We start from the raw sequence: 23,696 nt of genomic DNA, 5'->3' as shown, positions 1-23,696 counted from the left end.
GCGCACGGCAACCACACCCGGCAACAGCATCCCGCCGACCGCGCACGGCAACCACACACCGCCGGTCCCGGGCTACGCGAAGACCGCCAGGCTCTTCGCCTTGCCCTTGGTCTCCTCCACCAGCGCCAGGAAGCGGCCGTCGGGGTCGAAGACCGCGATCGGGCCGCCCGTACCGAGCCCCGGCGCGTCCAGCCGGACACCGTTGGAGAGCAGCCGCGCCTGCTTGGCGTCCACGTCCCAGCGCGGGAAGGCCGCAGCGGCGGCCTCCGCGATCGGCATGACGGTCAGCTCCTCCTGGAGGCGGTCCAGGGAACGTGCCACGTCCAGCCCGTACGGCCCGACGCGGGTGCGGCGCAGGGCGGACAGATGCCCGCCGGTGCCGAGCCCCGCACCGAGATCCCTGGCCAGGGCCCGGATGTAGGTGCCCGAGGAGCAGACGACGGTGGCGTCCACGTCGACCACTGGTGTGCCGTTCTCGGCGACAGTCTCCCGCACGTCGTGCACGATGAACGAGGAGACGGTGACGGGCCGGGCGGCCAGTTCGAAGTCCTCGCCCTCCAGCACCCGCTTGTACGAGCGCTTGCCGTCGATCTTGATGGCGCTGACCTTGGACGGGACCTGCTGGATGTCACCGGTCAGCGGCGCGATCCCGGCGTCGATGGCCTCGCGGGGGAGCCCCGCGGCCCCGCCCGACTCGGTGATCTCGCCCTCGGCGTCGTCGGTCACGGAGTTCTGCCCGAGCCGGATCGTCGCCTCGTACTCCTTCTCCGTCAGCGCGAGGTGCCCGAGCAGCCTGGTCGCCTTCCCGGCGCCGAGGACGAGCACTCCGGTCGCCATCGGGTCCAGCGTTCCGGCGTGCCCTACGCGGCGTGTGCGGGCGATTCCGCGCATCTTTGCAACGACGTCGTGCGAGGTGAAGCCGGACGGCTTGTCGACAATGATCAAGCCGTCCGGTCCCTTTCGATGCGCGCGGCTCGTCTCCGGGCGCTCGGCCCCGGGGTCGGCGGACCCGGTCTCTGCGCTCGCTCCCCGCCCGGTCCCGTCGCTCTCGGCCCCGGCGCGCCCTTCGGCTCCCTCGCGGGTTGACCTGCGCTTCATTCGGACGCTTCGTCCTCGTTCTCGTCGTGGTCGTCCTCACCGGGCTTGCGGTACGGGTCGGCGTCGCCGGCGTACGTGGCGCCGGTGGACGCCTCCCGCACCTGCGCGTCCTTGGCACGCGCCTCGTCCAGCAGGTGATCGATGGTGCGGGCGTTCTCCGGGAGCGCGTCCGGCACGAACGTCAGGGTCGGGGTGAACCGCACCCCGGTCTGACGCCCGACCTCGGACCTCAGGATCCCCTTCGCGCTCTCCAGAGCTGCCGCGGAGGCGGTGCGCTCCGCCTCGTCCCCGTAGACCGTGTAGAAGACCGTGGCCTCCCGCAGGTCGCCGGTGACCCGCGCGTCCGTGATGGTCACGAACCCCAGCCGGGGGTCCTTGATGCGCCGGTCCAGGGTCTCCGCGACGACGACCTGGATGCGGTCCGCCAGTTTGCGGGCCCGCGCGTTGTCGGCCACTGGTCCGTCTCCTTCTTTCTTCCTCTTCCACGATGATGCGTTTCGGCGTCAGCCGACTCGGCTCAGGCGTCGTCGTGCTCGCCGTGGAAGCGCCGTCGTACGGACAGCAACTCCACTTCGGGACGGCCGGCGACCATGCGTTCGCACCGGTCGAGTACGTCCGTGAGGTGCCCGGCGTCCCCGGACACGACCGCCAGACCGATGACGGCCCTGCGGTAGAGGTCCTGCTCCGCGACCTCGGCCACGCTGACGGCGTACTTGCGCTGCAGCTCGGCGACGATCGGGCGGACGACGGAGCGCTTCTCCTTCAGCGACCGGACGTCGCCGAGAAGCAGTTCAAAGGACAGCGTCCCTACGTACATGCGGTCCGGGTCAAGCCACCCGTGGGGCCGTCGGGGTACCCCCGGCGGTAGCCGGGAGGGGCGCCTCCCAGCTACCGCTGGGGCCTGCGTTCCGTTCGAAACCGTACACGCAACGGCCGGGGCCGATCGACGGAATTCTCCGCCGACCGGCCCCGGAGAGATGCGACCGATCAGCCTCGCGGCTTCTCGCGCATCTCGTACGTCGCGATGACGTCGTCGATCTTGATGTCGTTGAAGTTGCCGAGGTTGATACCGCCCTCGAACCCTTCGCGGATCTCGGTGACGTCGTCCTTGAAGCGGCGCAGACCCTCGATGTTGAGGTTCTCCGCCACGACCTTGCCGTCGCGGACCAGGCGGGCCTTGGTGTTCCGCTTGACCTCGCCGGAGCGGATGAGGACACCCGCGATGTTGCCGAGCTTGGAGGAGCGGAAGACCTCGCGGATCTCCGCCGTGCCGAGCTCGACCTCTTCGTACTCCGGCTTGAGCATGCCCTTGAGGGCCGCCTCGATCTCCTCGATCACCTGGTAGATGACCGAGTAGTAGCGGACGTCCACGCCCTCGCGCTCGGCCATCTGCGTGGCACGCCCCTCGGCGCGCACGTTGAAGCCGATGACGATGGCGTCGGAGCCGGTCGCCAGGTCGATGTCGGTCTCGGTGACCGCACCTACACCGCGGTGCAGGATGCGCAGGTCGACCTCTTCGCCGACGTCGAGCTGGAGCAGCGAGGACTCCAGTGCCTCGACCGAACCGGACGCGTCGCCCTTGATGATGAGGTTGAGCTGCTGCACCTCGCCGGCCTTGAGCACCTTGTCCAGGTCCTCCAGCGAGACCCGGCGGGTCCGCTTGGCGAACGCGGCGTTGCGCTCGCGGGCCGCACGCTTCTCGGCGATCTGCCGGGCGGTGCGGTCCTCGTCGACGACGAGGAAGTTGTCGCCGGCGCCCGGGACATTGGTGAGACCGAGCACGAGGACGGGGGTCGCGGGACCCGCTTCCTCGACGTTCTCGCCCTTGTCGTCGAGCATCGCGCGGACGCGGCCATAAGCGTCGCCGACCACCATCGTGTCGCCGACCCGCAGGGTGCCGCGCTGGACGAGGACGGTCGCCACTGCGCCGCGGCCGCGGTCGAGGTGCGCCTCGATCGCGATGCCCTGCGCGTCCTGGTCCGGGTTGGCCCGGAGGTCCAGGGCGGCGTCGGCGGTCAGGACGACGGCCTCGAGCAGCTTGTCGATGTGCAGACCCTGCTTGGCGGAGATGTCGACGAACATGGTGTCGCCGCCGTACTCCTCGGCCACCAGGCCGTACTCGGTGAGCTGGCCGCGCACCTTCGTCGGGTCCGCGCCCTCGACGTCGATCTTGTTGACCGCGACCACGATCGGCACCTCGGCCGCCTTGGCGTGGTTCAGCGCCTCGATCGTCTGGGGCATCACACCGTCGTTGGCCGCCACCACGAGGATCGCGATGTCGGTCGACTTCGCACCGCGGGCACGCATGGCGGTGAACGCCTCGTGGCCCGGGGTGTCGATGAAGGTGATCTTGCGCTCTTCGTCGTTGACCTCGGTCGCGGCCTGGTACGCGCCGATGTGCTGGGTGATGCCGCCGGCCTCGCCCTCGATGACGTTGGTCTTGCGGATCGCGTCCAGCAGGCGCGTCTTACCGTGGTCGACGTGACCCATGACGGTCACGACCGGCGGACGCGGCGCGAGGTTCTCCTCGCCGCCCTCGTCCTCGCCGAACTCGATGTCGAAGGACTCGAGAAGCTCGCGGTCCTCCTCCTCCGGGCTGACGATCTGGACGACGTAGTTCATCTCCTCGCCGAGGAGGTGCAGCGTCTCGTCGGAGACCGACTGGGTGGCGGTCACCATCTCGCCCAGGTTGAACATCACCTGGACCAGCGACGCCGGGTTGGCGTTGATCTTCTCGGCGAAGTCGGTGAGCGAGGCACCACGCGACAGGCGGACGGTCTGCCCGTTGCCGCGCGGCAGCATCACGCCGCCGATGGACGGGGCCTGCATGGCCTCGTACTCCTGGCGCCTCTGCCGCTTCGACTTGCGGCCACGACGCGCAGGACCGCCGGGGCGGCCGAACGCACCCTGCGTGCCACCGCGGCCGCCGGGACCGCCGGGACGGCCGCCGAAACCGGGGCGGCCACCGCCGCCACCGCCGAAGCCACCGCCGGGACGGCCGCCGAAGCCGCCGCCACCGCCGCCGGGACGGCCACCGCCGCCACCGCCGCCGGGACGACCGGCGAAGCCGCCGCCACCGCCCGGACGACCGCCGCCGCCGGGGCGACCGGCACCGGCAGGACCGCGACCGCCGCCGCCACCGGGGCCCGGACGCGGGCCGGCGGACGGACGCTGCGGCATCATGCCCGGGTTCGGGCGGTTACCACCGCCGCCGGGGCCGCCGCCGGAGCGGGGCGCCTGCGGACGCGGCATGCCGCCCGGGGACGGGCGACCGCCACCGGAGGCCTGCGGACGGGGTCCACCGGGACCGCCCTGACCACCCGGACGCGGAGCGCCGGGGCCACCCTGGCCACCGGGGCGCGGGGCACCACCGGGACGGGGCGCCTGCGGGCGCGCCATACCGGTGCTGCCACCGGAGGTGAAGGGGTTGTTGCCCGGGCGCGGACCGGCCGGACGGCCGCCCGGACGGGGGGCGCCGCGCTCGCCACCGGAACGGGGCGACGCCGGACGGGAGTCGCCACGGCCACCGCCCTGGCCACCGGGAGCGGCCGGACGCGCGGGACGCGGGCCGGGCGCACCGCCCGGCTTGGGGCCTGAGGGAGCCTGCGGTGGCGCGCTGAACTCCGGGGCCGCCGGAGCGGGCGTCGCGGGCTGGGCCGGACCGGGCTTCGGCGCCGGGGCCTTCGGACCGGGGGTGGGACGCGGGCCCGGCGCCGCCGGGGTGACCGGCCCGCCCTCGGCGGCGGAAGGCTTGGGCGCACCGGGCTTGGGGGCTGCGGGACGAGCCGTCGCACCCTGGGCGGGGGACGGCGTGGGAGATCCACCCGCGCGCTTCGCGGGGGAGGGCGCCGCCTTGCGGGGCGCCGAAGGCTTGCCTGCGGCACGGCCGGAGCCGTTGCCCTGCTGGAAAGCGTCAGTCAGTTTGCGTACAACCGGCGCCTCGATGGTCGAGGACGCCGAACGTACGAATTCGCCAAGTTCTTGGAGCTTGGCCATGACGACCTTGCTCTCGACTCCGAACTCCTTGGCGAGCTCGTATACCCGGACCTTAGCCACTTCGCTCCTTCTGGTCCGGGGTGTCCGCCGGACCGTCGCTACTTCATGGGCGTACTCATCGCGTACTCATCGAGTGCTCATCGCAATCTCGACCTACTTCCGACTCGCGAGGTACCTGACCGCACGGTTTCCCGTGCCGTTCTCTTACGGTGTTGCCTGCTTACGTTGCCTGCTCGACGTACTGGCGCAGCGCCGCGATGTCGAGCGGGCCCTGGCCTCGGAAGGCCCGGGCGAACGCCCGGCGGCGGACCGCCATGTCCAGACAGACCGGGGCGAGGTGCACGTACGCACCCCGGCCGGGCAGCGTACCGCGTGGATCAGGGACGCAGGCGCCCTCGATCACCGCGATACGCAGCAGATCGTCCTTGGCCGCCCGCTCCCGGCATCCCACACACGTTCGCTCAGGGCATGCGCGAGCATGCGTCCGGCCAGACACGCTAAGTCTACCTCCCCGTACCGACCTCACCCTGCCCGGGTAACGGCCGTACGGCCACTCGATTTTTCATTGCCCCGGCCGCCGTCGGGGGCGGCCGGGGACGCCCGGCTGTGCGGGCGGCGACCCCGGGGTGACCCGCGGCTACTCGGCGGCCTGTCCGACGGGCTGCTGCTCGGTGTCGGGGCGGATGTCGATCCGCCAGCCGGTCAGCCGGGCCGCGAGCCGGGCGTTCTGCCCTTCCTTCCCGATCGCCAGCGAGAGCTGGTAGTCGGGGACGGTGACCCGGGCCGAGCGCGCGGCGAGGTCGACGACCTCGACCTTGCTCACCCTGGCGGGTGAGAGGGCGTGGGCGACCAGTTCCGCCGGGTCGTCCGACCAGTCGACGATGTCGATCTTCTCGCCGTTGAGCTCGGCCATGACCGCGCGCACACGGCCGCCCATGGGCCCGATGCACGCGCCCTTGGCGTTCAGCCCGGAACGCGTGGACCGTACGGCGATCTTGGTGCGGTGGCCGGCCTCGCGGGCGATGGCGGCGATCTCCACCGAGCCGTCCGCGATCTCCGGGACCTCCATGGCGAACAGCTTCTTCACCAGGTTGGGGTGGGTCCGGGAGAGCGTGACCGACGGGCCGCGGACACCCTTGACCACGCGGACGACGTACGACCGCAGCCGGGTGCCGTGCGCGTAGTCCTCGCCCGGGACCTGCTCCTGCACCGGAAGGATCGCCTCGAGCTTGCCGATGTCGACCAGGATGTTCTTGGGATCCTTGCCCTGCTGGACGACGCCCGCCACGACATCCCCCTCCCGGCCCGCGTACTCGCCGAAGGTGATCTCCTCCTCGGCGTCCCGCAGCCGCTGCAGGATGACCTGCTTGGCGGTGGTCGCGGCGATCCGGCCGAAGCCGGACGGAGTGTCGTCGAACTCGCGGGGCTCCTCGCCCTCGTCCAGATCCGCCGGGTCCTCGGTCGCCCACACCGTCACATGGCCGGTGTTGCGGTCCAGCTCCACGCGCGCGTGCCTGCGGCTTCCCTCGGTGCGGTGGTACGCGATGAGGAGGGCCGCCTCGATGGCCTCGACCAGCAGATCGAAGGAGATCTCCTTCTCCCGTACCAAACCGCGCAGCGCGCTCATGTCGATGTCCACGGCTACGCCTCCTCCTGGCTCTCGTCGTCAGCGGCCCCGGCGCTCTTCCCGGCGGCCTTGCGGTTGAACTCGATCTCCACTCGGGCCTTGGCGATGTCGTCGAAGGCGAGCCGTCGCGCTGTGGGCTTGCGGCCTTTGACGCCGGGAACCTCGAGGTCGAGACCCTCGTCGTCGACGGCGGTGATCCGGGCGACCAGCTCGCCGCCGTCGGCGAGTCCGGCCTTGATGAGCCGGCCGGTGGCGCGGCGGTAGTGGCGCAGTTCGGTGAGCGGGCGGTCGGCGCCGGGGGACGTGACCTCCAGGACGTACGGGTTCCCGCCCATGGCGTCCGACTCGTCCAGCTTCTCGGAGGCCGCCCGGCTCAGCTCGGCACAGGCGTCCAGTGACACGCCGTCGTCGGCGTCCACCACGATCCTCAGCACGCGTCGCTTCCCCGCCGGCGTCACCTCGATCTCTTCCAGATCCAGGTCTCGTGCGGCGACCAGCGGTTCGAGCAGTCCGCGCAGCCTCTCGCTCTGGGTGGTGCTCATCCGGGTGACTCCTCGGCCGCGTGTGCTGTTGTGGGAAGGTCGCGTGTCAGCTCAAAGGGTATCCGGTCGCGGGCGGTGGTGCCGTACGCCTTTCGCGGGCGTGCCACGGTACCGACGAGCCGGTCGCCGATCTTCGGGGTACTCGCAGGTAGGCTCGCTCCAGCCGCCGTTGCGGACCCGTCCCGGGCGGCTCCTCCCGACCACCGGCCCCATGCGCCCCTCACTCCCCGACAGGATGTGAACCGTGCCGCTCTCCACACCGTCGCGGCCCTCGTCCGGGCCGGATTCAGAGCCGGGACCAGGGCTGCCGGGAACAGGGCTGGAAGCAGGGCCGGGCGCCGGGCCGGATCCGGACTCCGCGCGCCCTGCGGGCGGGCCGCGCCGGAGGAGCCTGCTGGCCGGGGCCCTCGGCGCCACCGCGGCCGCCGCCGTCCTCTCCGGCTGCTCGGACTCCGGTTCTGCCGCCGAGCGGGCCGAGCGGACCGACAAGGCGCTGAGGCTCCGCGACCGCGGCGCCGCCGATTCGAAGGCCCTGCTGGCCCGGTACGACGCGACGGTCAGGGCCCATCCGCCCCTCGCGCCGCGGCTGGTCCCGCTGCGAGCCGAGGTCGCGCGCCATGCGGATGCCCTTCTCACCCCGCGGTCCGGTAGTGCCTCGCCCTCGGCGTCGGCCTCCCGCGAGGACCGGCCACGGGCACCCGAGATCTCGTCGGACGAGGGCGAGGCCCTGGCCGCGCTGGCCGAGGCCGAGCGCAGGACCGCCGACGCCCGCACCGCGGCCCTGATGGGCGCACCGCCCGAGCTGGCCCGCCTGCTGGCGTCCATCGCGGCGTCGGGCGCGGGCCACGCGTATCTGCTCACGAAGGGCGCCTGAGCATGGCCCGCGCGCACCGCGCGCCCGCCCCCGTACATCCCTCAGGAGACGGTTCAGGAGAGACGCGATGACCATCCACGCCCCCCGCACCCGCCCGGCGTCTCAGGACGCCGCCCTCGCCGCAGCTCAGGCCGCGCTGGGGGCGGAGCATGCCGTGGTGTACGGATATGGCGTGGTGGGCGGCCGGATAGGAGAGAAGCGGCGGGCGGAGGCCCGTGAGGCGTACGACGCGCACCGGGCCCGCCGCGACGCCCTGGGCCGTACCGTGCGAGACCTGGGCGGGAAACCCGAGGCGTCGGCAGCGGCCTACGCCCTGCCGTTCCCCGTCCCGGACGAGGCCGCCGCGCTGCGCCTGGCCGCCGAGCTCGAGGACCGGGTGGCCGGGGTCTACGGCGATCTGGTGCGCGCCGCGGACGGCCCGCTGCGCCGCGAGGCCGCGGCCGCGTTGCGCGAGGCGGCGGTCCGGGCGGTGCGCTGGCGCGGCGGGAGCGTAGCCTTCCCTGGGCTTGCCGAACGGCAGGCCGCGAACGGCTCGTCCGAGCCGGCGGGCAGCACGGCGGACACCCTCTGACCGTCGGACGCGCCCGCGCGGGGCGTGCGGGCCGCGGGGCCGCGGGCCGCCACGGGCCCGTGCGCAGTGAGGGAAAGGGACAGCTCAGGCATGGCTTCAGCGGCACGGCCCGGCGCCGGCACCCCCCTCGAGCCCCCGCAGCGCCTGGTGCGCGCGCTGGCCGAGGAGGACGTGGACGCCGGGAAGGAGTGGCTGCGGGGACTGTCCGAAGCGCTGGGCGAGGCCCTGGACCGCTGGGAACTGGACTTCGAGCGCGTGCTGACGCCCGGCGGGCGCAGCGCTCTCATCACGCTCGTGCGGCAGCCGGACGGTACGCCCGCGGTGCTCAAGCTCCTTGCGCCGGACGCCCGTTCACGGCCGGAGCACGCCGCACTGGCTCTCTGGGACGGCTGGGGCGCCGTACGGCTGCTCGACGCCGACCCGGATTCCGGCGCGCTGCTGCTGGAGCGGCTGCACGGGGAGGTGGGCCTGAGTTCGTTGCCGGAGGGAAAGGCGCAGCTCGAGGCCGCCGGTACCGTGCGGAAGCTGTGGGTGGATCCGGGCGAGAACCATCCGTTCGCATCGGTCGCCGACCGCACGGCCCGAGCCGCGGAGGCGCTGCGCGCCGCGGTGGCGGACCCCGCCGCGGAGAGCGCGGGCCCGATGGTGGACGAGGCACTGGCCGTACGGGAGGAGCTGGCGGACGCTCCTCCGGAGTCCGTGCTGCTGCACGGGCGCTTCCGGCAGGGGAAAGTGCTGTCCGCGGAACGGGTCCCCTGGGTGGCGGTGGGGCCGCAGCCGCTGGTCGGCGAGCGGGCCTACGACCTGGCGCGGCTGGTCCGCGACCGGCTGGAGGATCTGGTGGCCTCGCCGGGTGGTGCGGCGGCGGCGCGCCGCCGGGTCGCGAAGCTGGCGGACTCCCTGGACGTGGACCACGAGCGGCTGCGCGGCTGGACGCTCTTCCGGGCCGTCGAGTCGGGGGTGAGGGCGCTGTCGGTGGGCCGCCCTCAGGACGGCGAGCTGCTGCTGGAATTCGCCGGCTGGCTCTGACGCCCGCGGGCGGGGCAGACGGGGCCCCACGAGGAAGATGACGGCCGTCGGACCGCGGGCGTGGGTCCGGCCGACCGCATGGCCCCCGTGAATGCCGAGGCGACGGGCGTGCACCGGTTCCGTCCCTGAGCGGAACGTGGACCGTTCCGTAGGCCCCCGTACCCATGTGCCGCCACAGCAGGGGCCGTTGGGGCGTTCGCTTCCTCCAAGGACGGTTTCGGGCCAATCCGGCGACCGGTCGGTGCCGGGCGGCCTCGGCGCGCGGACGCCGATCCGGGCGCACGGACGGCGATCCTGGGCGCGCGGACGCCGATCCGGGCGACGGCGACAGCCCGGCCGGGCATCCGCACCGATGAGCGGGGACCGGACCCGGGCCGGGCCGCCCCAGTTGTGCGTCACACCTGCCGTGCGCACCCGCGGGCCTGAGCGCGAGGACGCGCCCGCGCGCCCCGCCCGCCTGCCCGCCTGCGCCCTGCCCGCCTGCCCGCCTACGCCTTGGCGACCCGTGCCAGGGCCTCCTCCACCGGCAGCTCCTCGCGCTCCTCCGTACGCCGGTCCTTCAGCTCCACGACGCCCTCGCCCGCTCGCCGCCCGACGACCAGAATCGTCGGCACACCGATCAGCTCGGCGTCCGTGAACTTCACGCCGGGCGAGACACCCGCGCGGTCGTCCACGAGCACCCGGACACCCGCCGAGTGCAGCTTCTCGGCCACTTCCAGGGCGAGTTCGGTCTGCTGCGCCTTGCCGGCCGCGACCACATGGACATCCGCCGGCGCGATCTCCCGGGGCCAGCACAGGCCCTGCTCATCGGCGGTCTGCTCGGCCAGCGCGGCGACGGCGCGCGAGACGCCGATGCCGTACGAGCCCATGGTCACCCGTACCGGCTTGCCCTCGCGGCCCAGCACGTCGAGTTCGAAGGCGTCCGCGTACTTCCGGCCGAGCTGGAAGATGTGGCCGATCTCGATGGCCCGCCCGATCTCCAGGCCGGTGCCGCAGCGCGGGCAGGGGTCGCCCTGCTCGACGACGACCACGTCCAGGTACTCGTCGACCTCGAAGTCCCGACCGCAGACCACGTTCCTCGCGTGCTTGCCCTCCTTGTTGGCGCCGGTGATCCACGCGGTGCCGGGGGCGACGCGGGGGTCAGCGATGTAGCGGAAGGCGGAGCCGGCAAGGCCCTGCGGGCCGACGTAGCCGCGGACGAGGTCCGGACGGTTCTCGAAGTCCTCGGCCGTCACCAGCTCCACGGCCGCGGGCGCCAAGTGCTCGCCGAGCTTGCCGAGGTCGACCTCCCGGTCCCCGGGCACCCCGACGGCCGTGATCTTGCCGTCCACCTTGACCAGGAGGTTCTTCAGCGTCGCGGAGCGCGGTACGCCCAGGTGATCGGCGAGGGTCTCGATGGTCGGGGTGTCCGGGGTGTCCAGTTCCTCGACCTCTCCGTGCGCGACCTGCTCGGCCTCGGGGACCGCCACGGTCACGGCTTCGGTGTTGGCCGCGTAGTCGCAGACCGGACAGTCCACGAAGGTGTCCTCGCCCGCGGCCGCCGGGGCAAGGAACTCCTCGGACGCCGAGCCGCCCATGGCCCCGGAGACGGCGGAGACGATGCGGTAGTCCAGGCCGAGTCTCCGGAAGATCTTCGTGTACGCCTCGCGGTGCAGCGCGTAGGAGGCGGCCAGCCCCTCGTCGTCGGTGTCGAAGGAGTACGAGTCCTTCATCAGGAACTCACGGCCGCGCAGCACACCGGAGCGGGGCCGGGCCTCGTCCCGGTACTTGGTCTGGATCTGGTAGAGGACGACCGGCAGGTCCTTGTACGAGGAGCACTGGTCCTTGACGACCTGGGTGAAGATCTCCTCGTGGGTGGGGCCGAGCAGATAGTCGCCGCCCTTGCGGTCCTTGAGCCGGAACAGCAGGTCGCCGTACTCCTCCCAGCGGCCGCTCACCTCGTACGGCTCCTTGGGGAGCAGCGCGGGCAGCAGGACCTCCTGGGCTCCGACGGCGTCCATCTCCTCGCGGACCACGCGGGAGACGTTCTCCAGGACCCGCTTGCCCAGCGGCAGCCAGGTCCAGATCCCCGCGGCAGAGCGGCGGACGTACCCGGCGCGGACCAGCAGTTTGTGGCTGGTGGTCTCGGCATCGGCCGGGTCGTCGCGCAGCGTCTTGAGCATCATCCGGGACATGCGCTGGACCATGAGGTTGTCTCCTGCGTCTACTGCGGTGCGAAGTGCGTGACCTGGAGGCTATCCAACCCGGGGAAGGCCCGGCGCCGTCAGCCCCTGCGCAGCGGGAGGTACGCCCCCATCACCGCGTACGGGCTCGGGGCGCTCGGGAAGACGACGCGGCGGGCGAGGTCCTCATAGCCCAGGGCCCTGTAGAGGGCGCGGGCGGGGCTGCGTTCGGTGTCGATCGCGGAGAGGATGCTTCGGGGCTCGGTGGCCTCGTCCGTGATCGTGGTGATCAGTGCGCGGCCGATGCCGCGCTTCTGGAACGCGGGGTGGACGTGCAACTCACTGATGACGAACGAGTCGTCGAGCCAGTGGTCCTGTCCGACGTAGCGTAGATAGGGCTCGACGACCGTCGACCACCAGTGACCGCGGTCGTTGGGCATGCCGTAGACGAAGCCGATGAGACCTCCGTCGGCGGCGGTGGCGCCGAGCGCGCGGGCGCCGGGGCTGGTCAGATGACGCAGCACGATGTGGCGGCGGACGCCGATCTCGTCGTGGGTGAGGCCGAACGCGAGTGCCTGGACCGCGAGGGCCTCGTCCACCCGTGCGGCGAGGTCGAGCGGCCCGACGACGACGTCATCCATGGTCGCGACCCTACCGGTGGCGGGACCGCGCGGGGGCGGCCGACCGGCTCAGAACAGCACGCTCATGAACGCGCCGGTCTCCTGGAAACCGACACGGTGGTACGCGGCGCGAGCTGCGGTGTTGTAGTCGTTGACGTAGAGGCTGGCCACGGGGGCGACCTCGTTCAGCGCGTGGTGGAGAATGGCCGACATTCCGGTCTCGGACAGACCGCGGCCGCGGAACTCCGGGTCCACCCAGACGCCCTGGATCTGGCATGCCTTCGGGGTCGCGGCGCCGATCTCCGCCTTGAAGATCACGCGGCCCTCCTCGATACGGGCGAAGGAACGGCCCGTGCCGATGAGCTCGGCGACCCGGGCCTGGTAGAGGAGCCCCCCGTCTCCGGCGAGCGGCGAGACGCCGACCTCCTCGGTGAACATCGCGACGCAGGCCGGCATCACCAGGTCTATCTCGTCCTTGCGGATGCGCCGCACCAGCGGGTCCGGGGGCACGTCCCCGGGCACGGCTCCGGTGACCATGAGCGGCTGGTGGGCGCGGACCTCGCGGGCGGGGCCCCAGCTCGACTCCAGCAGCGACCAGAGCTGTGCGACGGGCTCCGAAGGGCCGACGATCGAGGAGCAGCGGCGGCCGGCGCGGCGGGCCCGGTCGGCGAAGCCGCGCACGGCCTCGGGGCCCGCGCCGATGGGGACCAGATTGGCCCCGGCGTAGCAGAGGGATTCGAGCCGGCCGTCGGCGTACCAGCCCCACATCTCGCCACCGAGGCGCCAGGGGTCGAGGCCGGCGACCTGGACACGGGCGGCCACGAAGGCATTGGCGACGGGGTCGCGGTCGAGGACCGTGAGGGCGGCGCCGAGGTCTCCGGGGTCGAGAACCCTCGTCGTGGTGGTGGTCAACACGTGTCGGAATGCCTCACCGTGCGGTCTGCTGGTTTCCGCACTGTACCCGCCACCGCTGGTGAGCGCCGCTCCCTGGGGAAAGCTCCGCTCCTGGCGAGGGCCCGGGGGCCTGCTCGCGAACGGGGCTTGAGGTGGTGCGTACGCGGGCGCGCGGCCTGCGCACGCACCAGGGGCTTCGGCGACCGGTCCGCCGGGTCAGCTCACCGACACCTGCGGTTCGCCGGACATGACGCCGTCCTTCTCCATCTGCTCGGCGATCTTCATGGCCTCGTCGATCAGGGTCTCCACGATCTTGGACTCGGGCACGGTCTTGATGACCTCGCCCTTCACGAAGATCTGGCCCTTGCCATTGCCCGAGGCCACGCCGAGGTCCGCTTCCCGGGCCTCGCCGGGGCCGTTGACGACGCAGCCCATGACGGCCACGCGCAGCGGCACCTCCATGCCGTTCAGGCCCGCGGTCACCTCGTCCGCCAGCTTGTAGACGTCCACCTGGGCACGGCCGCAGGAGGGGCAGGAGACGATTTCCAGACGGCGCTGACGGAGGTTCAGCGACTCCAGGATCTGGATGCCGACCTTGACCTCCTCGGCCGGCGGCGCGGAGAGGGAGACCCGGATGGTGTCGCCGATGCCCTCCGACAGCAGGGCGCCGAAGGCGACGGCCGACTTGATGGTGCCCTGGAACGCGGGGCCGGCCTCGGTCACGCCGAGGTGGAGCGGGTAGTCGCACTCCGCCGCGAGCCGGCGGTAGGCGTTGACCATGACCACCGGGTCGTTGTGCTTCACGGAGATCTTGATGTCCCGAAAGCCGTGCTCCTCGAAGAGCGAGCACTCCCAGAGCGCGGACTCCACCAGCGCCTCGGGAGTGGCCTTGCCGTACTTCTGGAGCAGCCGCTTGTCCAGGGAGCCGGCGTTGACGCCGATCCTGATCGGCACTCCGGCGTCGGAGGCGGCTTTGGCGATCTCCTTCACCTGGTCGTCGAACTGGCGGATGTTCCCCGGGTTCACGCGGACCGCGGCGCATCCGGCGTCGATGGCGGCGAACACGTACTTGGGCTGGAAGTGGATGTCCGCGATCACCGGGATCTGAGACTTCTTGGCGATGACGGGCAGGGCCTCGGCGTCGTCCTGCGAGGGGCAGGCGACGCGTACGATCTGGCAGCCCGAGGCGGTCAGCTCGGCGATCTGCTGCAGGGTCGCTCCGATGTCCGCCGTGACCGTGGTCGTCATCGACTGCACCGACACCGGGGCGTCTCCGCCCACGGCGACCGGTCCGACCTGGATCTTGCGGCTGACCCGCCGGTCGGCGAGCTTGGCCGGAACGGACGGCATTCCGAGCGAAATCGCAGTCATCTTGCTTGCAACCCCAGAAGGTGTCGGATCGAGGTCCCGGGATCGGCGGGCTCCGGTCAACGAGATTACGGCACCGGTCCGGGCCGCAGCACATCCCGTCATCGAACACGTACAAATGCCAACAGCCGGGCACAAAATTCGCCCGGCTGTCGGTATCCGTTCCCGGCTACGAAATTCTGACGGGGTTGACCAGGTCCGCGACGAGCACCAGCAGCGTGAAGCAGATGAAGATCCCGGCGACCACATAGGCGACCGGCATCAGCTGGGCCACGTCGAACGGGCCGGGATCGGGCCGCCGCAGCAGACGGGCGGCGTGCCGCCGCACCGACTCCCACACGGCCCCGGCGATGTGCCCGCCGTCCAGCGGCAGCAGCGGCAGCATGTTGAACAGGAACAGCGACAGGTTGAAGCCCGCGACCAGGAAGAGCATGGTCGCGACCCGCTGCTCCGGTGGGATCTCGAGGTTGAAGACCTCGCCGCCGACGCGGGCCGCGCCCACCACACCCATCGGCGAGTCCGGTTCGCGCGGCCCGTCCCCGAAGGCCGCGTCCCACAGCGCCGGCACCTTCGAGGGCAGATCCACCAGCGACTCGACACCTGAGGTGATCATGTCGCCCATGCGGTCGACGGACTGGCCGAAGGACTGCTGGACGACACCGGGGGAAGGGCTGAAGCCCAGGAAGCCCGCTTTCACGTACTCGCCCGGGATCGGGCGCCCGTTGCCGTCGTTCTTGGCGACCTGGTTCTCGACCAGGTTCGCGTGGAGGGTCTTGGTCACCCCGTCCCGCTCCACCGTGATGGTCGCCGGGCCGATGGTGTCGCGGATGCGGTCCTGGAGCGTGCTCCAGTCGTCGGTCCGGGTGCCGTTGAAGGCGACGATCTTGTCGCGGGGCTTCAGGCCCGCGGCCTTGGCGGGGGACGCTGGGTCGTCCTTGGCGCAGGTGTCGCGGTTCTCGCTCTGCGCGATCACGCAGACGGAGACCGTACTGACGGTGGTGGTCTGGCTGTTGATGCCGAAGCCCATCAGCACGCCCAGGAAGACCACCACGGCGAGGATCAGGTTCATGAACGGCCCGGCGAACATGACGATGACGCGCTTCCACGGCTTGCGCGTGTAGAACAGCCGCTTCTCGTCGCCCGGCTTCAACTCCTCGAACGCCGCCGAGCGGGCGTCCTCGATCATGCCGCGCCAGGGCGAGGTGGAACGGGACTTCACCTTGCCGTCGTCACCCGGCGGGAACATCCCGATCATGCGGATGTAGCCGCCGAGCGGGATGGCCTTGACGCCGTACTCGGTCTCGCCCTTGCGGCGGGACCAGATGGTGGGCCCGAAGCCGACCATGTACTGCGGCACGCGGATGCCGAAGAGCTTGGCCGTGGACAAATGCCCCAGTTCGTGCCAAGCGATGGAGAAGAGCAGACCGACGGCGAAGACGACTATGCCGAGTACCGTCATCAATGCCGTCATGCCTGAGCCTCCGGTGTCGCCTGTGCTGCCATGTCGCGGGCGCGGGCGCGCGCCCAGGTCTCCGCCTCGAGAACGTCCGCGACGGTCAGTCCGGTGCCCCGCGGCGTCCCGTGTTCGGCGACCACGTCGGCGACGGTATCCACAATTCCATTGAACGGCAGCCGTCCTTGGAGAAATGCGTCCACACACTCCTCGTTGGCGGCGTTGAAGACGGCCGGGGCCGTGCCGCCCAGTTCGCCCACGTGCCGGGCCAGGTCCACCGACGGGAACGCCTCGGTGTCCAGCGGGAAGAACTCCCACGTCGATGCCGTGGTCCAGTCGCAGGCGGGCGCGGCGTCCGGCACGCGGTCTGGCCACCCCAGGCCCAGCGCAATGGGCATCCGCATGTCGGGCGGGCTCGCCTGGAGGAGCGTGGAGCCGTCGATGAACTCGACCATCGAGTGAACGTAGGACTGCGGGTGGACGACGACCTCGATGCGGTCGAAAGGGATGTCGTAGAGCAGATGCGCCTCGATGACCTCCAGCCCCTTGTTGACCAGGGTGGCGGAGTTGATCGTGATGACCGGGCCCATGTTCCAGGTGGGGTGGGCGAGGGCCTGCTCGGGGGTGACCTGCGCCAGCTCGGGCTTCGTACGGCCGCGGAACGGGCCGCCCGACGCGGTGACGACGAGCTTGCGGACCTCGGACCGGGCACCGCCCATGAGCGCCTGGAAGAGCGCGGAGTGCTCGGAGTCGACCGGCACGATCTGGCCCGGCTTGGCGATCGCCTTCACCAGCGGGCCACCGGCGATCAGGGACTCCTTGTTGGCCAGGATCAGCATGCGGCCGGCCTCGAGGGCGGCGAGCGTGGGGGCGAGCCCGATGGATCCCGTGATGCCGTTGAGGACGGAGTGGCACGGGGAGGCGGCCAGCTCGGTGGCGGCGTCCGGGCCCGCCAGGATCTCGGGCGGTTGCTCGCCCCCGTACTGCGCGGCCAGCGCTTCGCGCAGCGCCGGTACGGCGTCCTGGCGGGATACGGCGACGGTACGGACTCCCAAGTGCCGGGCCTGCTCGGCCAGCAGACCGACCCGGCCGCCGGCGGCGGAGAGCGCGGTGACCCGGAAGCGGTCGGGATGGCGCAGCACGACGTCGATGGCCTGGGTGCCGATCGATCCGGTGGAACCGAGGATCACGATGTCGCGCGGCCCGCCGGTGGCGGCGCCGGCCGCGGGGAAGCGGTCGTGCGGATGAGCGAGAGAGTCCGTCATCCCCCCATTGTGGCCGCAGTCCCCTCCCGTTCCGGACGGGTGCCCCCCGGGAGGGCGCGTGGCGCGCCGCACAGCAGGGGGACGGCACGGCGCGGCGCACCGAGGGATGCGGTGCGCCGCGCCGGAGTGGACCGCGTCAGCGGATGGGGCGGTGGACGTTCTCCCGCTGGGCCGGGCCGGGGGTGGCGTCGGCGATCCAGGGACCGTCGCCGCTGAGGTCGACCATGCCCTCTTCCATCCAGGTGTACTGGCCGGCGAGGATCCCCTTGACGAGCTTGCGGTCGAGGTCGTCGGTGTTCTGCCACAGCCGCCCGAAGAGCTCCTCGACGCGGACGCGGGACTGCTTGCAGAAGACGTCGGCCAGCTTGTACGCCTCGCTGCCGTGGTCGCCCGTCGACCGCAGGTGCTCGGCGCGTACGCACGCCGCGCTCATCGCGAACAGTTCGGCGCCGATGTCGACGATGCGGCCGAGGAAGCCCTGCTTGGTCTCCATCCGGCCCTGCCAGCGGGACATGGCGTAGAAGGTGGAGCGGGCGAGCTTGCGCGAGGCGCGCTCGACGTACCGCAGCTGGACGGACAGGTCGGGGTGGCCGGAGCGGTGGAACTCGCCGTAGGTGCCCGGGAGTTGGCCGGGACCTGCGACGAGCTTGGGCAGCCAGCGGGCGTAGAAGCCGCCGGCCCTTGCGCCCGCCTTCGCCTTGTCCGAAAGGGACTTGTCGGGGTCGATGAGATCGCCCGCGACGGAGAGATGGGCGTCGACCGCCTCGCGGGCGATCAGCAGGTGCATGATCTCGGTCGAGCCCTCGAAGATCCGGTTGATCCGCAGGTCGCGGAGCATCTGCTCGGCGGGCACGGCGCGCTCGCCGCGGGCGGCCAGCGACTCGGCCGTCTCGAAGCCGCGGCCGCCGCGGATCTGCACCAGCTCGTCGGCCATCAGACAGCCCATTTCTGAGCCGTACAGCTTGGCCAGGGCCGCCTCGATACGGATGTCGTTGCGGTCCTCGTCGGCCATCTGGCTGGAGAGGTCGACCACGGCTTCGAGCGCGAAGGTGGTGGCGGCGATGAAGGAGATCTTCGAACCGATGGCCTCGTGGCTGGCGATCGGCTTGCCCCACTGCTCGCGGACGCCGGACCACTCGCGGGCGATCTTCAGGCACCACTTGCCGGCGCCGACGCACATCGCGGGCAGCGAGAGGCGCCCGGTGTTGAGCGTCGTGAGGGCGATCTTGAGGCCGGCGCCCTCGAGGCCGATGCGGTTGGCGGCGGGTACGCGGACCCGGTGGAAACGGGTCACGCCGTTCTCGATGCCGCGCAGGCCCATGAAGGCGTTGCGGTTCTCGACCGTGATGCCCTCGGAGGCCGCCTCGACGACGAACGCGGTGATACCGCCCTTGTGGCCCTCCGACTTCGGCACCCGGGCCATGACGACCAGCAGGTCGGCCACGACGCCGTTGGTGGTCCACAGCTTGACGCCGTCGAGGATGTAGTCGTCCCCGTCGGGCACGGCGGTGGTCGCAAGACGCGCCGGGTCCGAGCCCACGTCCGGTTCGGTGAGGAGGAAGGCAGAGATGTCCGTACGGGCGCACCGCGGGAGGAACGTGTCCTTCTGCTCCTGGGTCCCGAACAGCTTCAGCGGCTGCGGCACACCGATCGACTGGTGGGCCGAGAGCAGCGCGCCGAGAGCGGGGCTGGCGGTGCCGACCAGGGACAGGGCGCGGTTGTAGTAGACCTGCGTGAGGCCGAGACCGCCGTACTTCGTGTCGATCTTCATGCCCAGCGCGCCGAGCTGCTTGAGGCCGTTGATCACCTCGTCGGGGATCTGGGCCTCGCGCTCGATCCGGGCGCTGTCGATCCGGGTCTCGCAGAAGTCGCGCAGCTTGGCGAGGAACTCCTCACCACGCCGTACGCCTTCGGCATCCGGCATGGGGTGCGGATGGATCAGGTCGAGCCGGAACCTGCCCAGGAACAGCTCCTTGGCGAAGCTCGGCTTGCGCCAGTCCTGCTCACGGGCCGCCTCTGCGACTTGGCGCGCTTCGCGCTCGGAGACGGTGGGCCTGGTGGGTGTGGCGGTCATGACGGGGTCACCTCGCCGCGGAGTCGGGGCTGCACCGGTCGACTTGCTTCCAGTCTGAGCTATTCACTACCTGTCGGTGCTACTCGACCGTATGTACCCGATCCACGACGGCTCTACCAGACTTTGTGCACGACCCACCGGAAGGATGTACTTGACTTTGGGTGATTTCCTCGTTGTGGCCTTCGCCGGGACGACGGCCAGGAACGGGCACCGGGCGGATCGGGCGGTGGCACGAGGCTCGTCCGGACGGCCGACGGACGCACTGCCCGGCTTGCGGAAACGCCGGCGGCCGCGGACGCACCCCCTCGGTGCGTCCCCGGCCGCCGGAGCGGAGGCCGCTCAGAGATCGATGCCCGTGAACACCATGACCCGCTCGTAGGTGTAGTCGTCCATCGCGAACTTCACGCCCTCGCGGCCCACACCGGACTGCTTGATACCGCCGTAGGGCATCTGGTCCGCGCGGTAGGACGGCACGTCACCGATGATGACGCCGCCGACCTCGAGCGCGCGGTGGGCACGGAACGCGGTCTGCAGGTCGTGGGTGAACACCCCGGACTGGAGGCCGTACTTGGACTTGTTGACCGCCGCGAACGCCTCGGCCTCGCCGTCGACCTTCTGCAGGGTCAGCACCGGGCCGAAAACCTCCTCGCACGCGATCGTCACGTCGTCCGGCACGTCTTCGAGCACGGTCGGGGCATACGAGGCGCCGTCACGCTTGCCGCCCGCCAGCAGCCTGGCGCCGGACTGGACGGCCTCGTCGACCCAGGACTCGACGCGCTTGGCGGCGTCCTCGCTGACCAGCGGGCCGACGTCGGTGGCGCTGTCCGACGGGTCGCCGGTGACCTGCGCCTCGACGGCGGCGATCACCTTCGGCACCAGCCGGTCGTAGACGGAGGCGTCGGCGATGACCCGCTGCACGGAGATGCAGGACTGGCCGCCCTGGTAGTTGGAGAAGGTCGCGATGCGGGTCGCGGCCCAGTCCAGGTCGGCCTCGGAGGAGTAGTCGGGGAGGACGACGGCGGCGCCGTTGCCCCCGAGCTCCAGGGTGCAGTGCTTACGGGGCACCGACTCCATGATCGCGAAGCCGACCTTGTCGGAGCCGGTGAACGAGATGATTGGGAGCCGCTCGTCCTGGACGAGGGCGGGCATGCGGTCGTTGGGCACCGGCAGGATGCTCCACGAACCCGCCGGCAGCTCGGTCTCCGAGAGCAGGTCGCCGAGGATCAGCCCGGAGAGCGGCGTCGCCGGAGCGGGCTTGAGGATGATCGGCGTCCCGACGGCGATCGCCGGGGCGAGTTTGTGGGCGCAGAGGTTCAGCGGGAAGTTGAACGGGGCGATGCCCAGTACCACGCCGCGCGGGAAGCGGCGGGTGAAGGCGAGCCGGCCGACGCCACCGAGATCGGTGTCCAAGCGCTGCGCCTCGCCGCCGTTGAAGCGGCGCGCCTCCTCGGCCGCGAACCGGAAGACGGAGATGGCGCGGCCGACCTCGCCTCGGGCCCATTTGAGGGGCTTGCCGTTCTCGGCCGAGATCAGCCGGGCGATCTCCTCGGTGCGCTCGACGAGGCGGCGCGAGACGTGGTCGAGGGCGGCGGCCCGTACGTGGGCGGGCGTGGCGGCGAACTCGTCGCGTACGGCGTACGCCGCGGCCACGGCCTCCTCGACCTGGGCCTCGCTGGGAACGCTGACGGTGCCGACGAGATTGCCGTCCCAGGGGGAGGTGACGTCGAGCGTGTCGTCGCCGGTCGCCTCGCGCCCGGCCAGCCAGAAGGCGTGATGTGTGGTCACAGCGGATCCCGGCCCTTCCGAAGTGGTGGGGTTGTCTCTGGCCCCCCACGGTAGGGGGCGGGACGCCGAATGTGGTTTGTCCGGCGTGGAGTGGTATCCCCTCTCCGCCGCGCCGGTTTGGCAGCGTCGGTCCCTATGAGGTGGGGCGGGTGGGGCGGGACGGTCGCGCGTGTCGGAGTGCGTGTGCGCGGACTGCGACACCGACGCAGAGGCGCCGAGGCGGGCACGCAGAGGCGACACCGGCGTTGAGGCCGGCACGCCGGGCGTGGCCGCGGCCGGCTGATCCCGGCGCGTCCGGCAGCAGGTCACCCGGACCGGCGGGCGGCGGGGCAGTGCGCCGCGAAAGACGGCTCACGGTCGCCCGGGGGCCGCGTATGTGCGGCCGGACGCGGCACCGGCGCGCCGACCCTGCCGTACGAAGGCCGGCCACCAGTCCGACCGGCCGGACCCGCAGATACGACACCGGCGTTGGGCCGGGCACGCAGAGGCGACACCGGCGTTGGGGCGGTCACGCCGGGGGCGTGGCCGCGGCCCGCCGCGCCACGCGGCGGGTCAGTCCGTGCCGGGGGCCGTGGCCTTGAGCGCTAGCCACAACTCCATACGGACGTCCGGGTCGTCCAGGGAACGGCCGAGGATCTCCTCGACGCGGCGCATGCGGTAGCGCAGCGTGTGGCGGTGGACGCCGAGGTCGGCCGCCGCCGCGTCCCACTGCCCGTGGCGGGAGAGCCAGGCGCGCAGGGAGGCGACCAGGTCGCCGCGGCCGGTCGCGTCGTGGTCGTGGAGCGCCCGGAGCATGCCGTCGGCGAAGGCACGTACGGCGTCGTCGGCCAGGAGCGGGAGAACGGACCCGGCGGCGACCTGCTCGTGCTCGACGATCACGCGCCCGCGGCGGCGGGCGACGGACAGGGCCTGTTCGGCCTGGCTGTACGCGCCCGCCGCGGCGATCGGGCCCGCCGGCGCCGAGAGCCCTATGACCGGTTCGGGTCCGTGGTCCGCCGCGCTCTCGCCGTGCGCTCCGGCGGGGCCACGCTGTTCCTCCAGCCCCTCGGCATGAGCGAAACAGGCCGCGAGAGCCGTCCCCCCATCGGGGGCCAGGACCACCAGGCGCGCGCCGTCCGGTACGACGAGGACGGCCTCGCCGCCGCGGGCCGCCGCGGCCTCCACGGCGTCGGCCAGCGCGCCCAGCGGGTCGGGCTCCGGACGGCCGCCGGACCCCGCCGTACCACCGTCCGCCGCGGCGGCGCTCGGTGCGGTCTCGGCAACGAGCATGCGGAACGGCGCGTCCAGCAGACCTCCGTAGAGTTCGCCCGTCACCGCCCGCGCATGGTCCGGCTCGCCCGCCAGCAGCATCCGCAGCACCGCGGCGCCGAGTCGCTGCTCCGCCTCGTGCAGGGAGCGGGAGCGCTCGGTCGTCAGGGTGAGCAGTGCGATGGCGGAGTGCACGGCGTAGCGCTCGGCGGTGCCCAGGGGGGCGCCGGTGCCGACGGCGAGGACGCCGCGGGCGCGGCGCCCGGTGCCCAGTGACTGCAGCTCGACGCGGTCCTCGCCCTCGTCGGTGCCACCGGCCACGGCCGTCGCGGGCGCGGGCCGCTCCCGCAGCCGGGCGGCATCGGAGGCGAGCCGGGCGGCCCGGCGCGCGGCCCAGTCGGGGGCGGCGGCCACGACGGTCCCGGTCGCGTCGTACAGCGCCGCCCAGCCGTCGACGTGCGCGGCGAGCCGGGCGAGAAGCGCGGCGGGTCCGTCGGTCCCGAGCGCGGCACGGGTCAGCTCACGCTGGGCGTCGAAGCCCGCGGTGACGGCCCGGTACTGGTCGGCGGCTATGGCGGCCGAGACCGCCTTGCTGATGGCGATGAACGGAGTGCGTCGCGGAACCTCCAGGAGCGGGAAGTCCTGCTCGTGCGCGGCGTCGACCAAGGCCTGCGGGATCCGCTCGTAGTTGACGCCGACGGCGAAGCCGAGCCCGACGACGCCGGCGCCGGCCAGCCTCGTGACGTACCGGCGCATCGCGTCCGCGTCCTCGGCGTCGAGCTTCATGGCCGTGGTGAGCAGGAGTTCGCCGCCGTCCATGTACGGCACGGGGTCGTCGAGTTCACTGGGGTGCGCCCAGCGGACCTCGGTCTCCAGGCGGCCCTCGCCCGCGCGGACACCGAGCCTGAGTGCCGAGTGCTGGACGAGGGACGCGAGAGTGGGAGGCATGGCACCTTCAGGCAGACTTCGCCGCTCCGTATGAACGGCATGGCCCAATTCTGCCTCAGCGGACGAATCCGCCGCACGCGCTTCCGCGGCCTGGGCGAGGTGCGGAGGGCACGCTTCCGCTGACCGGTCCTGCTCCGCGGTC

The 23,696-nt window shown here is 72.0% G+C and carries 19 protein-coding genes; 3 read left to right on the top strand and 16 right to left on the bottom strand.

Annotated elements, in window-relative coordinates:
* Positions 1-72: 72 nt before the first annotated feature.
* The 7 genes from truB to rimP form a co-directional block, all read right to left on the bottom strand.
* On the bottom strand, positions 73-945 hold the full coding sequence (gene truB / locus AB0M26_RS14830; RefSeq protein ID WP_365260051.1) for a tRNA pseudouridine(55) synthase TruB: 873 nt from the start codon (positions 943-945) through the stop codon (positions 73-75).
* Between the two features lie 149 nt (positions 946-1,094).
* Entirely contained in the window at positions 1,095-1,553 is a 459-nt protein-coding gene (rbfA, locus tag AB0M26_RS14825) for a 30S ribosome-binding factor RbfA (protein WP_365260048.1), read from the bottom strand.
* Positions 1,554-1,615: 62 nt separating this feature from the next.
* Positions 1,616-1,915 carry a DUF503 domain-containing protein gene (locus AB0M26_RS14820; protein ID WP_365260045.1) on the bottom strand — a complete coding sequence of 100 codons (300 nt, stop codon included), beginning with the start codon at positions 1,913-1,915 and terminating at the stop codon, positions 1,616-1,618.
* A gap of 170 nt (positions 1,916-2,085) precedes the next feature.
* A complete protein-coding gene (gene infB / locus AB0M26_RS14815) occupies positions 2,086-5,154 on the bottom strand; it encodes a translation initiation factor IF-2 (protein ID WP_365260042.1) in 3,069 nt (1,022 codons plus the stop codon).
* Between the two features lie 160 nt (positions 5,155-5,314).
* A complete protein-coding gene (locus tag AB0M26_RS14810) occupies positions 5,315-5,590 on the bottom strand; it encodes a YlxR family protein (RefSeq protein ID WP_365260039.1) in 276 nt (91 codons plus the stop codon).
* A gap of 141 nt (positions 5,591-5,731) precedes the next feature.
* Positions 5,732-6,733: a transcription termination factor NusA gene (gene nusA / locus AB0M26_RS14805; protein WP_365260036.1), complete on the bottom strand. Its 1,002-nt coding sequence runs from the start codon at positions 6,731-6,733 to the stop codon at positions 5,732-5,734.
* 2 nt (positions 6,734-6,735) lie between these two features.
* Positions 6,736-7,263 carry a ribosome maturation factor RimP gene (rimP, locus tag AB0M26_RS14800; RefSeq protein WP_365260033.1) on the bottom strand — a complete coding sequence of 176 codons (528 nt, stop codon included), beginning with the start codon at positions 7,261-7,263 and terminating at the stop codon, positions 6,736-6,738.
* A gap of 244 nt (positions 7,264-7,507) precedes the next feature.
* On the opposite strand from rimP, the gene AB0M26_RS14795 reads away from it, so the two are divergent.
* The 3 genes from AB0M26_RS14795 (at position 7,508) to AB0M26_RS14785 (ending at position 9,737) form a co-directional block, all read left to right on the top strand.
* Complete coding sequence (locus AB0M26_RS14795) at positions 7,508-8,137, top strand: hypothetical protein (protein ID WP_365260031.1); 630 nt, start codon at positions 7,508-7,510, stop codon at positions 8,135-8,137.
* 67 nt (positions 8,138-8,204) lie between these two features.
* Positions 8,205-8,708, top strand: a complete 504-nt coding sequence (locus tag AB0M26_RS14790; RefSeq protein WP_365260028.1) for a DUF4439 domain-containing protein — start codon at positions 8,205-8,207, stop codon at positions 8,706-8,708.
* Positions 8,709-8,798: 90 nt separating this feature from the next.
* Entirely contained in the window at positions 8,799-9,737 is a 939-nt protein-coding gene (locus tag AB0M26_RS14785; RefSeq protein WP_365260025.1) for an aminoglycoside phosphotransferase family protein, read from the top strand.
* Positions 9,738-10,225: 488 nt separating this feature from the next.
* On the opposite strand, the gene AB0M26_RS14780 is transcribed toward AB0M26_RS14785, so the two are convergent.
* The 9 genes from AB0M26_RS14780 to AB0M26_RS14740 all read right to left on the bottom strand — a co-directional run bounded on the left by AB0M26_RS14780 (position 10,226) and on the right by AB0M26_RS14740 (position 23,554).
* A complete protein-coding gene (locus AB0M26_RS14780; RefSeq protein WP_365260022.1) occupies positions 10,226-11,923 on the bottom strand; it encodes a proline--tRNA ligase in 1,698 nt (565 codons plus the stop codon).
* Between the two features lie 77 nt (positions 11,924-12,000).
* Positions 12,001-12,540: a GNAT family N-acetyltransferase gene (locus tag AB0M26_RS14775; RefSeq protein ID WP_365260019.1), complete on the bottom strand. Its 540-nt coding sequence runs from the start codon at positions 12,538-12,540 to the stop codon at positions 12,001-12,003.
* 48 nt (positions 12,541-12,588) lie between these two features.
* Positions 12,589-13,434, bottom strand: coding sequence for a GNAT family N-acetyltransferase (locus AB0M26_RS14770; protein WP_365260016.1), 846 nt, complete (start codon positions 13,432-13,434; stop codon positions 12,589-12,591).
* A 195-nt stretch (positions 13,435-13,629) separates the two neighbouring features.
* Positions 13,630-14,784 (bottom strand): flavodoxin-dependent (E)-4-hydroxy-3-methylbut-2-enyl-diphosphate synthase, encoded by a 1,155-nt coding sequence (gene ispG, locus AB0M26_RS14765; RefSeq protein ID WP_365260013.1) that lies wholly within the window; start codon positions 14,782-14,784, stop codon positions 13,630-13,632.
* Between the two features lie 166 nt (positions 14,785-14,950).
* Complete coding sequence (locus tag AB0M26_RS14760; RefSeq protein WP_365260010.1) at positions 14,951-16,252, bottom strand: site-2 protease family protein; 1,302 nt, start codon at positions 16,250-16,252, stop codon at positions 14,951-14,953.
* Positions 16,249-17,499 (bottom strand): 1-deoxy-D-xylulose-5-phosphate reductoisomerase, encoded by a 1,251-nt coding sequence (gene dxr, locus AB0M26_RS14755; protein ID WP_365260007.1) that lies wholly within the window; start codon positions 17,497-17,499, stop codon positions 16,249-16,251. Before dxr ends, AB0M26_RS14760 begins: the two co-directional genes overlap by 4 nt.
* Positions 17,500-17,635: 136 nt before the next feature.
* Entirely contained in the window at positions 17,636-19,573 is a 1,938-nt protein-coding gene (locus AB0M26_RS14750; protein ID WP_365260004.1) for an acyl-CoA dehydrogenase family protein, read from the bottom strand.
* A gap of 339 nt (positions 19,574-19,912) precedes the next feature.
* Positions 19,913-21,358, bottom strand: coding sequence for an aldehyde dehydrogenase family protein (locus AB0M26_RS14745; RefSeq protein WP_365260001.1), 1,446 nt, complete (start codon positions 21,356-21,358; stop codon positions 19,913-19,915).
* A gap of 552 nt (positions 21,359-21,910) precedes the next feature.
* Positions 21,911-23,554, bottom strand: coding sequence for a PucR family transcriptional regulator (locus AB0M26_RS14740; protein WP_365259998.1), 1,644 nt, complete (start codon positions 23,552-23,554; stop codon positions 21,911-21,913).
* Positions 23,555-23,696 lie beyond the last annotated feature (142 nt).

It is taken from the genome of Streptomyces sp. NPDC051776, assembly GCF_040681345.1.
In the GTDB taxonomy this organism is placed as follows: Bacteria; Actinomycetota; Actinomycetes; order Streptomycetales; family Streptomycetaceae; genus Streptomyces.
Note: the sequence above shows the minus strand (reverse complement) of the source record. Positions and strands in the feature narration are given on the sequence as shown.